The sequence below is a fragment of the Streptomyces sp. PA03-6a genome, assembly GCF_033792765.1.
In the GTDB taxonomy this organism is placed as follows: domain Bacteria; phylum Actinomycetota; class Actinomycetes; order Streptomycetales; family Streptomycetaceae; genus Actinacidiphila.
Window position 1 is genome coordinate 1 of record NZ_JARAVK010000261.1, and the last position, 12,400, is coordinate 12,400.

General features: G+C 70.4%; 8 protein-coding genes and 1 pseudogene. 7 read left to right on the top strand and 2 right to left on the bottom strand.

All coding sequences use genetic code 11. From position 1 onward, the window contains the following. Window positions 1-242 (bottom strand): annotated as a pseudogene (locus tag PV350_RS38520) (hypothetical protein); the annotation flags it as partial. A gap of 347 nt (window positions 243-589) precedes the next feature. Here PV350_RS38520 and PV350_RS38525 point away from each other — a divergent pair. From PV350_RS38525 to PV350_RS38540, 4 genes are all read left to right on the top strand, one after another. Continuing rightward, window positions 590-1,240 (top strand): PadR family transcriptional regulator, encoded by a 651-nt coding sequence (locus PV350_RS38525; protein ID WP_499512905.1) that lies wholly within the window; start codon window positions 590-592, stop codon window positions 1,238-1,240. 23 nt (window positions 1,241-1,263) lie between these two features. Further along, window positions 1,264-2,346, top strand: coding sequence for an inositol-3-phosphate synthase (locus PV350_RS38530; RefSeq protein WP_499512904.1), 1,083 nt, complete (start codon window positions 1,264-1,266; stop codon window positions 2,344-2,346). 99 nt (window positions 2,347-2,445) lie between these two features. Further along, window positions 2,446-3,735, top strand: coding sequence for an MFS transporter (locus PV350_RS38535; RefSeq protein ID WP_500338106.1), 1,290 nt, complete (start codon window positions 2,446-2,448; stop codon window positions 3,733-3,735). A 132-nt stretch (window positions 3,736-3,867) separates the two neighbouring features. Beyond that, the gene (locus PV350_RS38540) at window positions 3,868-4,347 is read left to right on the top strand and encodes an LppU/SCO3897 family protein (RefSeq protein WP_499512902.1); all 480 of its coding nucleotides are present in this window, start codon (window positions 3,868-3,870) and stop codon (window positions 4,345-4,347) included. A gap of 85 nt (window positions 4,348-4,432) precedes the next feature. On the opposite strand, the gene PV350_RS38545 is transcribed toward PV350_RS38540, so the two are convergent. Then, window positions 4,433-5,848, bottom strand: coding sequence for a CCA tRNA nucleotidyltransferase (locus tag PV350_RS38545; protein WP_499512901.1), 1,416 nt, complete (start codon window positions 5,846-5,848; stop codon window positions 4,433-4,435). 160 nt (window positions 5,849-6,008) lie between these two features. On the opposite strand from PV350_RS38545, the gene PV350_RS38550 reads away from it, so the two are divergent. The 3 genes from PV350_RS38550 to PV350_RS38560 all read left to right on the top strand — a co-directional run bounded on the left by PV350_RS38550 (window position 6,009) and on the right by PV350_RS38560 (window position 12,365). Further along, the gene (locus tag PV350_RS38550) at window positions 6,009-8,411 is read left to right on the top strand and encodes a DUF6049 family protein (protein ID WP_500338107.1); all 2,403 of its coding nucleotides are present in this window, start codon (window positions 6,009-6,011) and stop codon (window positions 8,409-8,411) included. Window positions 8,412-8,444: 33 nt separating this feature from the next. Further along, window positions 8,445-10,508 (top strand): murein biosynthesis integral membrane protein MurJ, encoded by a 2,064-nt coding sequence (murJ, locus tag PV350_RS38555; protein ID WP_499512899.1) that lies wholly within the window; start codon window positions 8,445-8,447, stop codon window positions 10,506-10,508. Window positions 10,509-10,628: 120 nt separating this feature from the next. After that, on the top strand, window positions 10,629-12,365 hold the full coding sequence (locus tag PV350_RS38560) for a protein kinase family protein (protein ID WP_500338109.1): 1,737 nt from the start codon (window positions 10,629-10,631) through the stop codon (window positions 12,363-12,365). Window positions 12,366-12,400: the final 35 nt, after the last annotated feature.

The window sequence follows — 12,400 nt, forward strand, 5'->3', positions numbered from 1 at the left end:
CTCCCCGTACCCGCGCGGCCCCCCGCGCCCGCACCCGCACCCTGACGGGGGGGTTGTCCCATGCCCTGGCGCGGGCCGTGGCCCTGCCCCGAACCGGTTCCGTGCGTGCCGTACGGCTGCGGCGTGGGCGGCCCAGCGGCCCGCCGGCCGCCTGGCGGCGGGGGCGGCTGCTGCGCGCCGCGCCGGGCGGCGGCCCGGCCGTCGCCGGGCGACTGCGGCGGCTTGCGACGGTGCTCGCTCATGAACAGCTACTCCTAGGACAGGCGGAATCGCCTGAAAGCGGCAGTTGATTTCCGGTCCCCCCGGCGTGCGATGACCGCACTGCACCAGGGACAAGGACGCTCACTGGCGTCACACGGTTCCCGGTGCTCTGCATGGCGAACAGAGTACGCACGGTCAAAAGAGGTTCTAGCCAGATGTTCATCACATTCCGGGCGGTTGACGGTGGACGGATTTCGTGATGTGACGCCGGTCACCGTGAGCCGTCTTGCCGTACCGGGGAACTCGTTCTATCGTCTCGATGTATCGAGTCGATACATCACGGCGAGATAAGAGGCGACGAAGGCACGGACGGGAGGGACACGAGGGCATGAGCAAACGCTCCGGCATCCTCGAGTTCGCCGTCCTGGGCCTGCTGCGCGAATCCCCGATGCACGGTTACGAGCTGCGCAAGCGGCTCAACACCTCGCTCGGTGTGTTCCGCGCGTTCAGCTACGGCAGCCTCTACCCCTGCCTCAAGACACTGGTCACCCAGGGCTATCTGGTCGAGGAGACCGGCCCTGACCCCGATCCGCTCGCCGCGCCGCTGGCCGGCCGACGGGCCAAGATCGTGTACCGGTTGACGGCGGCCGGCAAGGAGCACTTCGAGGAGCTCCTCGCCCACTCCGGCCCTGACGCGTGGGAGGACGAGCACTTCGCGGCTCGTTTCGCCTTCTTCGGCCAGACGTCCAGGGACGTACGGATGCGTGTCCTCGAGGGGCGGCGCAGCCGCCTCGAGGAGCGCCTGGAGAAGATGCGCGCGTCCCTCGCGCGTACCCGTGAGCGGCTCGACGACTACACGCTCGAGCTGCAGCGGCACGGCATGGAGTCGGTGGAGCGAGAGGTCCGCTGGCTGAACGAGCTGATCGAGACCGAGCGGGCGGGGCGCGACAAGCAGCCCCCGGCCGTTCCGTCCGCCGATGCCGAGCAGGACAACCAACAGGAAAACGGCGGACCCGGCACGCGCCGGGGACCCGCGTGACGATTACACAGGGAGCAACCGGAATGGGTTCGGTTCGCGTAGCCATCGTTGGCGTGGGCAACTGCGCCGCTTCGCTGGTGCAGGGTGTCGAGTACTACAAGGACGCCGACCCGGGCACCCGCGTGCCCGGCCTCATGCACGTGCAGTTCGGCGACTACCACGTGCGTGACGTCGAGTTCGTGGCGGCCTTCGACGTGGACGCGAAGAAGGTCGGCCTCGACCTCGCGGACGCCATCGGTGCCAGCGAGAACAACACCATCAAGATCTGCGACGTGCCGCAGAAGGGCCTGACCGTCCAGCGCGGCCACACCCTGGACGGTCTCGGCAAGTACTACCGCGAGACCATCGAGGAGTCCGCCGAGGAGCCGGTGGACGTCGTGCAGATCCTCAAGGACCGCCAGGTCGACGTGCTGGTCTGCTACCTGCCCGTGGGTTCCGAGGACGCGGCGAAGTTCTACGCTCAGTGCGCCATCGACGCCAAGGTCGCCTTCGTCAACGCGCTCCCGGTCTTCATCGCCGGTACCAAGGAGTGGGCGGACAAGTTCACCGAGGCCGGTGTGCCGATCGTCGGTGACGACATCAAGTCGCAGGTCGGCGCCACCATCACGCACCGCGTGCTGACCAAGCTCTTCGAGGACCGCGGTGTCATCGTCGAGCGCACCATGCAGCTGAACGTCGGCGGCAACATGGACTTCAAGAACATGCTCGAGCGCGAGCGCCTGGAGTCCAAGAAGATCTCCAAGACGCAGGCCGTCACCTCCCAGATCCCCGACCGCGACCTGGGTGAGAAGAACGTCCACATCGGCCCCTCGGACTACGTGGCCTGGCTGGACGACCGCAAGTGGGCGTACGTCCGTCTCGAGGGCCGTGCCTTCGGCGACGTGCCGCTGAACCTGGAGTACAAGCTCGAGGTCTGGGACTCCCCGAACTCCGCGGGTGTCATCATCGACGCGCTGCGCGCGGCGAAGATCGCCAAGGACCGCGGCATCGGCGGCCCGATCCTGTCGGCGTCCTCCTACTTCATGAAGTCCCCGCCGGTGCAGTACTTCGACGACGAGGCCCGCGAGAACGTGGAGAAGTTCATCCGCGGCGAGGTCGAGCGCTGAACAGCGGCTTAACCCCCGTCGCCACTCGTCGTACGACGCGACCGCACAGGCCCCCGGGTATGGCACCCGGGGGCCTGTGCGTCATGTGAGGCTGTGCGCATGCCCGTTGTCCGTGATCTCCGTGTGCTGCTGCGCTTCCGGGACTTCCGCCGGCTGCTGACGGTGCGGCTGCTGTCCCAGCTCTCCGACGGGGTCTTCCAGGTGGCGCTGGCGGCCTACGTGGTCTTCTCCCCGGAGAAGCAGGCCTCGCCGGCCGCGATCGCCTCCGCGATGGCGGTCCTGCTGCTGCCGTACTCGCTCCTGGGGCCGTTCACGGGCGTCCTGCTGGACCGCTGGCGGCGCCGGCAGGTCCTCCTCCACTGCAACCTGCTGCGGGCGGCGCTCTCCGTCGGCACCGCCGTGCTGATGCTGCTGCGCGTCCCGGACTGGCTCTTCTACCTGTCCGCCCTCTCGGTCACCGGCATCAACCGCTTCGTGCTCGCTGGCCTGTCGGCCGCCCTGCCCCGGGTCGTCGACGGGGAGCGCCTGGTCATGGCGAACGCGCTGTCCCCGACCGCCGGCACGCTCGCGGCCACCGCCGGCGGGGGAGCGGCCTTCCTGGTGCACCTGGTGATGGCCGAGGGCACCCGCTCCGACGTCCTGGTCGTGGTGCTGGGCGCCGTCCTCTACCTCTGTGCCGGGCTCGCCGCACTCACCCTGGGGCGGGACCTGCTGGGGCCGGACCCGTCCCGTATCCAGCCGCGGGTGGGCGAGGCGCTGCTCAGCACCTTCCGCGGCCTGGTGCACGGCTTGGGGCATCTGCGCCGGCGGCCGCGCGCCGCACGCGCCCTGGTCGCGATGACGGCGATGCGCTTCTGCTACGGCGGGCTCACGGTGACGGTGCTGATGCTCTGCCGCTACGCCTGGGCGGGATCCGACGGGACCGGCCGTGGAACGGCGGACGGACTGGCGCTGCTCGGGCTGGCGGTCGCCGTCTCGGGTGCGGGCTTCTTCGCGGCGGCCGTGCTCACCCCCTGGGCCACGGGCCGCTTCGGCACCTTCGGATGGATCACCGTCTGCGCGGGTTCGGCCGCCGTCCTGCTTCCCGCACTGGGCCTCCCCTTCGAGCCGGCGCCGGTGCTGGCGGCGGCCTTCGTGCTGGGGCTGGCCACCCAGGGGGCGAAGATCGCCACCGACACGGTGGTCCAGTCCTCGATCGACGACGCCTACCGGGGGCGCATCTTCTCGATCTACGACGTGCTGTTCAACGTCGCCTTCGTCGGCGCCGCAGCCATCTGCGCGCTGGTCCTCCCGTCGGACGGCCGCTCCGTGGGGCTCCTCCTCGGGCTCTCCGCGGTCTACGCGGCGGTGGCGGTCGGCACCGCCGGGACTCCGCGCCGTTTCACGTGAAACACGAAGATCACCCCGCGTCCGCCCGTTTCACGTGAAACACATGCCCCGGCGGATGGGCTGTCCGACCCCTCCAGTAACGTTCGCGCGTTCACAGGAACTGACAGGTTCATCCCAGGGAGGGGAACGACCATGGCGACTCCGCCGCCCGACAACACCAACATTCCGGCCCCGCAAGGCCAGCCCGGCGCCTTCCCGCCGCCCCAGGGCCAGCCCGGCGCCTTCCCGCCCCCGCAGGGTCAGCCCGGCGCCTTCCCGCCGCCGGCCGCCCCGCCGCGGCGCGGCAAGAACATCGGCAAGCGCATCATCGGCGTGATCGTCACCATCGTGGTCATCATCGGCGTGCGGTTCGCCTTCTCCCAGTTCGACCAGACCGACGCCGAGACGTCGAAGGTCGGCAGCTGCCTCCACAACAAGGGCACCGAGCAGAGCCCGGACCTGGTGGACGTCGACTGCTCCTCCGGCGATGCACAGTTCAAGATCGTCAAGAAGTTCGACGACTCGACCGACCAGAAGCAGTGTGAGTCCGTCAACGAGTCGGACGTCTACTACACCCAGTCCGGGACCGACTTCAACAACGTGGTGCTCTGCCTGCAGACCATCAGCAAGTGACGGGACGGGCGTTAAGGCCGAGGGGGTCGTGTTTCACGTGAAACACGACCCCCTCGGCACGTGCACGGCCCGGACACGGTGACGCTCAGCCCTGCGCGGCCCACCACTCCTTCAGTGCGGCCACAGCGGCCTCCTCACCCAGCGGACCGTTCTCCAGGCGCAGCTCCAGCAGGTGGTTGTACGCCTTGCCGACCTGGGGACCCGGGGGGATGCCCAGGACCTCCATGATCCGGTTGCCGTCCAGGTCCGGCCGGATCGCGTCCAGCTCCTCCTGGTCCTTCAGCTGCGCGATGCGCTCCTCGAGCCCGTCGTAGGTGCGCGACAGAGCCCCCGCCTTGCGCTTGTTGCGGGTCGTGCAGTCGGAGCGGGTCAGCTTGTGCAGCCGGTCGAGCAGCGGTCCGGCGTCCCGGACGTAGCGCCGGACGGCGGAGTCGGTCCATTCCCCGGTCCCGTAGCCGTGGAAGCGCAGGTGCAGCTCGACCAGCCGGGCGACGTCCTTGACGGTGTCGTTCGGGTACTTGAGCTTGGTCAGCCGTCCCTTGGTCATCTTGGCGCCGACCACCTCGTGGTGGTGGAAGGAGACCCGTCCGTCGGGCTCGAAGCGCCGGGTCCGCGGCTTGCCGATGTCGTGCAGCAGCGCCGCGAGGCGCAGCACGAGGTCCGGCCCCTCCGTCTCCAGTGCCATCGCCTGGTCCAGGACGGTCAGCGTGTGCTCGTAGACGTCCTTGTGGCGGTGGTGCTCGTCACGCTCCAGGCGCAGCGCCGGCAGCTCCGGGAGGACCCGTGCTGCCAGACCGGTCTCCACCAGCAGCTGCAGGCCCTTGCGGGGGTGGTCGGAGACGACCAGCTTGTTGAGCTCGTCCCGGATCCGCTCGGCGGAGACGATCTCGATGCGGTCGGCCATCTCCGTCATCGCCGTCACGACCTCGGGAGCCACCTCGAAGTCCAGCTGGGCGGCGAAGCGCGCGGCGCGCATCATCCGCAGCGGATCGTCGGAGAAGGACTCCTCCGGGGTGCCCGGAGTGCGCAGCACGCGCTGGGCGAGGTCACCGAGCCCGCCGTACGGGTCGACGAACTCCGCCTCCGGCAGGGAGACCGCCATCGCGTTGACGGTGAAGTCCCGGCGGACCAGGTCCTCCTCGATGGTCTCCCCGTACGAGACCTCCGGCTTGCGCGAGGTGCGGTCGTAGGCCTCGGAGCGGTAGGTCGTCACTTCGATCTGGTAGCCGTACTTCCGGCAGCCGACCGTGCCGAAGGCGATGCCCACCTCCCAGACGGCCTCCGCCCACCCGCGGATGATCTTCAGTACCTGGTCGGGCCGGGCGTCGGTCGTGAAGTCGAGGTCGTTGCCGAGCCTGCCGAGCAGGGTGTCGCGGACCGAGCCGCCGACGAGGGCAAGCCGGAATCCGGCGTCCTTGAAGCGACGGCCGAGCTCTTCGGCCACCGGCGCGATCACCGGCGCGGTCTTCAGGGTCTGGGGGGCGTTGTTGGCATTCGGCACAACAGAAAAGGGTACGTGGCCATGCGCCCCGCGGCGGACCGGTTTACCGGCATCCGCGATCTTGTCGACGCCTCCGCGCCCCCGGACTGTATCGATCTTGTGGCCCACTCACAGCACTTTGGGTCATCGAGCATCGTTACCATTCCAGGACGCACATCCGATGACGACGAGGGACGGCCAGCGCGTGGGCGAGGCGGCACAGCACCCCGGAGGCACTCCGGCCCGTTCGAGGCTGCGCCGGGCCACGGCACTGCTCGTGGGCGCCACCCTGTTCACCGGCCTGGTCCAGGCCCGTACGGCCCCCGCGGCGCACGCGGAGGGCTCCGACGGCCGGGCCGTGGACGTGTCGGTGAACTCACTGTCCCCCACCGTGCCCGCCAAGGGCGACACCCTCACGGTGACCGGCACCGTCACGAACAAGAGCAAGCACGCCGTCAGCGGTGCCCACGTGGGCGTGGAGATCGCCCCTCAGGGCCCGCTGGGCAGCCGCAGCGCCATCAACGGCACCTCCACCAGCGCACCCCACACCGCGGCCGACGGCGAGGAGGTCCCCGGGCACACCGTGCCCGTCGACGACCTGCCGGCTGGCATCAGCCGCAGCTTCACCCTGAAGGTCCAGGTCAAGGACCTGGACCTGGGCCGGGACGGCGTCTACCAGCTCGGGGTCTCCCTCACCGGGCAGACCAGGGACCGCGGCTACGACGAGTACCTGGGGATCGAGCGGACCTTCCTCCCCTGGTACCCGGACGGGGACGCCAAGCCGACCCGCTACACCTTCCTGTGGCCGCTGATCGACCGCCCGCACCTCGCCGTGCGCAGCGAGAGCGACGACCAGCAGAGCCCGATCTTCCTCAACGACGACCTCGCCGGGGACCTGGCGCCCGGCGGCCGTCTGCAGCAGATGGTGGCGCTCGGCCGGGACCTGCCCGTCACGTGGGTCATCGACCCGGACCTGCTCGCCACGGTCGACGCGATGACGCGCCGGTACCAGGTCGCGGGGCCCGAAGGTGATCTCGACCACACCACGTCCGGCACCGGCACCGACGACGCGAAGCGCTGGCTGAACAGCCTCAAGGAGGCCGTCGCCGGGGACGAGGTCGTCGCCCTGCCCTTCGCCGACCCCGACCTCGCCTCGATCGCGCACCACGGCAAGAGCGTCCCGGGCACCCTGAACCACCTCAAGACCGCCACGGAGCTCGCGACCACGACGGTGGAGACCGTCCTCAACGGCGTGGTCACCCCCGCCACGGACGTCTCCTGGCCCGTGGAGGGCGCCGTCGACCCCTCCATCGTCGACGTGGCCACCTCGGCCGGCGCCGACAAGGTGATCGCCCGCAGCGACAGCCTCGGCGAGCCCGGCGGCCTCAGGTACACCCCCACCTCGGCGCGGCCCATCGGCGGGGGCACCACGGCCGTGGTCGCCGATTCCGGGCTCTCCAAGGCCTTCCAGGGCGACATGACGTCGGCCGGGACCTCGACCCTCGCGGTGCAGAAGTACCTGGCCCAGACGCTCATGATCACGATGCAGGCGCCCGACCGGCAGCGCAGCATCGTCGTCGCCCCGCAGCGCATGGCCAAGGCCTCACAGGCGCAGGCCATGGCCCAGGCCATCACGGAGGTCGCCGCCGGCGGCTGGGCCGAGACCGTCGACTTCTCCGCGGCGGCGAAGGCCACCCCCGACCCCAAGGCCAACCGCACGGTGCCCGGTACCGGGTCCTACCCCAAGCGCCTGCGCAAGCAGGAACTGAGCACCGCGGCCTTCCGCCAGATCCAGGCGACCCAGGGCGAGCTCGACGACTTCATGGCCCTCCTGAGCAAGCCCGACCGGGTGCGGACCCCCTTCGGCAACGCGCTGATGCGCTCGATGTCCACCGAGTGGCGCGGCTCCCCCCGGGGGTCGGCCGCCTACCGCACGGCCATCTTCGACTACCTGTCCGACCTGATGAGCCTGGTCTACCTGCTCCCCAAGACCGGGACGCTCACGCTGTCGGGCCGCAGCGGCACCATCCCGGTGACCGTGAAAAACGAGCTCGGCCAGACCGTGCAGGGCCTGGAGCTGCGCCTCACGTCCAGCCAGGGCAACAGCCTCGACCCGGGCGAAGCGCAGCCCGTGACCGTGGAGGGCGGCCACACCCGCTCCCTGAAGTTCGAGGGCACCGCCGCCCGCAACGGACTGAACACGGTCACCGCCCAGCTCTACACGGCGGACGGCGCCAGGTTCGGCTACCCCATCACCTTCCAGGTGGATGTCACCTCCATCACATCCACCGTCATGCTGGTGATCGCCGCCGGGCTCCTGCTGCTCGTGCTGGCGGGCGTCCGGATGTACCACCAGCGCAAGCGCCGCGCGGCCGCCGGGGGCGAGGACGGCGACACGGATCCGTCCGAGGACGACGCGGACCCGTCCGGGGACGGGGACACGGGCGAGGACGAGGACGACGCCGCAGAGGGCACCATGGGTGACCGGGACGGCGTCGAGGACGAGCAGCCGGGTGACCTGGCGCCGGACACCTCCCCGGAAAGTACGGACCCGTCCGGGACGGGTGAGAAGGTGGACCGATAGCCAGCGAGCCATGGCCGATGAGGTGGGGCAGAGATGAACGCACCGTACGACGGTGAGCGCGAACGGGAAGCCGGGGAGCGGTTCCCCGAGCAGCCCGGGCAGTACCCTGCCGCGCCCGACCCGTACCTGCAGGACACCTACGCCCGCGACCCGTACCAGCGGCAGGATCCGACCGCGCAGGACCCGGTGGGCGAGGCGCTGTACGACCGCACCGCGCACCCGCCGGCCCAGCCCCATGCCTACGGCCCGCCGTACGCGCACCAGGAGCCGTACCGCATGCCCTACGCCGACGACGCCAACACCCGGTACGTCGGCGTCGACGAGCTGGTCTCCCACGCCCCGGACGAGGACGGGAGGCCGGCGCGGCCGGACGAGTACGCCCACCTCTTCCGTGACGAGCCGGTGCAGACGGCCCCGGCGGAGCCCGAGCCCGCGGTGGAGCCCGTGGCCGGGAAGTCCGGCGGACGGGCCGGCAGCATCCTCAAGTCCAGCGCGCTCATGGCGGCCGGCACCCTCGTCTCCCGGGTCACCGGATTCCTCCGCACCCTGGTCATGGCGGCCGCGATCGGCGTCGGCACGCTGAACGACGGCTACCAGGTCGCCAACACCCTGCCCACGATGATCTACATCCTGGTCGGCGGCGGCGCCCTCAACGCGGTCTTCATCCCGCAGCTGGTACGGGCCATGAAGAACGACGACGACGGCGGCGAGGCGTACGCCAACCGCCTGCTCACCCTGGTCGTCGTCGGCCTGGCGGCCGTCACCGCCGTCTGCGTGATCGCCGCACCGGTCTTCATCCAGGCCATGTCCCACGACATCGCCTCCGACCCGGTCAGGTTCGAGGTCGCGGTCACCTTCGCCCGCTACTGCATCCCCACCATGTTCTTCATGGGGGTGCACGTCGTGCTCGGGCAGATCCTCAACGCCCGCGGCCGCTTCGGCGCGATGATGTGGACCCCGGTCCTCAACAACGTCGTCATCATCGCCACCTTCGGCGCCTTCATCTGGGCCTTCGGCTCCTTCACCGACACGCGCGTCTCCTCCGGGACCATCACCCCCGACGGGGTCCGGCTGCTGGGCCTCGGCACCCTGCTGGGCCTGGCGGTGCAGGCGCTGGCGATGCTCCCCTACCTGCGCGACGCCGGGTTCCGGATCCGGCCGCGTTTCGACTGGCGCGGCCACGGCCTCGGCCACGCGGCGAAGCTGGCCAAGTGGACCTTCTTCTTCGTCCTCGCCAACCAGGTCGGCATGATCGTCCTCACCCAGTTCGCCACGGCGGCGGGCGCGGCGGCCGAGAAGACGGGCCACGAGGGCGCCGGCATCACCGGCTTCAACTACGCGCTGCTCCTGTGGCAGATGCCGCAGGCCATCATCACCGTCTCCGTGATGACCGCCGTGCTGCCGCGGATCTCGCGCGCCGCGGCCGACGGTGACGCCGCCGCCGTCCGCGACGACCTCTCCTACGGCCTGCGGACCTCGGGCGTGGCCGTCGTGCCCGCCGCGTTCGCCTTCCTCGCCCTCGGCCTCCCCATGGCCACCCTGCTCTACAGCAGCTCCGGAGAGGGCGCCCTGAACATCGGCTACATCCTGATGGCCTTCGGCCTCGGGCTGATCCCGTTCTCGGTGCAGTACATCGTCCTGCGCGGCTTCTACGCGTACGAGGACACCCGCACCCCCTTCTACAACACGGTCATCGTCGCCGCCTGCAACGCCGTCGCGGCCGCCGTCTGCTACTTCGTGCTCCCCGCCCGCTGGGCCGTGGTCGGCATGGCTGCCGGGTACGGCCTCGCCTATACGATCGGCGTCGGAGTGGCGGTCAAGCGGCTGCGCAGGCGCCTCGGCGGCGACATCGACGGCAAGCGCGTGGTCCGCACGTACGCCAGGCTCTTCGGTGCGTGCATCCCCGCCGCTGCGGGCGCCGGTGCCGTCGTCTACGGTGTCTCGCAATCGCTGGGTCACGGCGCTGCCGCATCGTTGCTGTCGCTGGTGCTCGGCGCCCTTGTGCTGGGCGGGATCTTCTTCATCGCCGCCAAGCGCATGCGCGTCGAGGAACTGACGGCCATGGTCGGCATGGTCAGGGGCCGGCTGGGCCGCTGACGGCGCCCAGCGCGCAACCTTCGTGGGCCGTCGTGTGTCGTGCATAGCGGTGGACTGTTGGCACAATTGTCCTCGGCTGTGTTGTCAGATCTTGCAACGGATGGGGAGGCAGGAACGACGGTGGCGGAACGGAGCACGGCTGCCGTCGGAGTGGCCAACGAGGGCGGCGAAGAGCAGCTCGCCGCCCACACGGACGGGGCCACGGCCGACGAGGCGACGGACCGGAGCGAAGAGCAGGACGCGCCAGAGCAGACCATCCCCGAGGAGACAGCACCGACCAAGTCCGAGCCGCCGGAGCTCCACAGCGGCCACAAGCTCGCCAAGCGCTACCGCCTGGAAGAGTGCCTCACCCGTTCCGACGGCTTCAGCAGCTGGCGGGCCGTCGACGAGAAGCTGCGCCGCGCCGTGGGCATCCACACCCTGCCCGCCGACCACGGCCGGGCCCGTTCGGTGCTGGCTGCGGCCCGCTCCGCCGCCCTGCTCGGTGACCCCCGTTTCGTCCAGGTCCTCGACGCGGTCGAGGAGAACGACCTCGTCTACGTCATCCACGAGTGGCTCCCGGACGCGCGCGAACTGACCGCCCTGATCACCGCCGACCCGCTGGAGCCGCACGAGGCCTACCAGATGGTCAGCCAGATCTCCCAGGCCATGGCGGCCGCCCACCGTGAGGGCCTGGCCCATCTGCGACTCGGCCCCGACGCCGTCCTGCGCACCGACTCCGGCCAGTACCGCATCCGCGGTCTGGCCGTCGCCGCCGCGTTGCGCGGGATCTCCTCCGAGCGCCCGCAGCGGGAGGACACCGAGGCCATCGGAGCCCTCCTGTACGCCTCGCTCACCCAGCGCTGGCCGTACCCGGAGGACGACCACGGGCTCACCGGCCTCCCCAAGGACATCGGCCTGGTCGCGCCCGACCAGGTGCGGGCAGGGGTCCACCGCGGGCTGTCGGAGCTGGCCATGCGTGCCCTGGTCAACGACGGGGCGACGGCCTCCCGTGAGCCGGAGCCCTGCACCACCCCCGAGGAGCTGGCCAAGGCCGTCACCGCGATCGCCAAGATCCGGCCGCCCGAGTCGGCGATGACGCCCTACTCGCGCACCACCTACCAGCAGGGCTCCTACCGCCAGACCGGCGCGGGCCCCGCGTCCACCGGCGGCACGACGTCCCTCCCCGCCGCGCCGCCCCCGGCCCTGCCCGGCCGCACCGGCAAGGCCCTCAAGTGGTCCGTCTCGGCCCTCCTCATCGTCGCCCTCGGCCTCGGCAGCTGGCAGCTCGCGGAGACGCTGATGGACCGCGAGAACCAGGCGAAGTCCGGAGGGACCTCCACCTCCCACAACACGGGCGGCGACGGCGGCAGCGACAACGGCGGCGCGAACCAAGTGACGCTGAAGCCGCTGCCGATCCAGGGGGCGGCCGAGTACGCGCCGTACGGGGGAGCCCAGCACCCCAACGACGTCGGGGCCACGTACGACAGCAAGACGTCCACGTACTGGCGCACGAACAGCTTCAGCGACGGCCCCGAATTCGCCCCCTCCGTCAAGAAGGGCGTGGGCATCGCCTACGACCTGGGAGCGGCAAGGAAACTCGGGCAGGCTTCGATAGACCTCTACTACGGTGGCGACCACACGACGGTCACGCTCTACGCGGCCGACTCGCTGAACACCACGGCCAAGCCGAACCAGCTGAAGAAGCTCGCCACCGTCACGACCAAGGGCAAGGCGGCGACACTCACCCTGAAGGCACCCGCGGAGGCGCGCTATGTCGTCGTCTGGCTGACCGCTCTTCCCCATTCACAGGCCGACGGCTTTTCGGGCGCCGGCTACAAGCAGGCCATCACCAATGTGAGGTTCGAGGGGCAGTAGCCCCGCGGGGAGGGGGACGGTGGGCACGCAAGGAA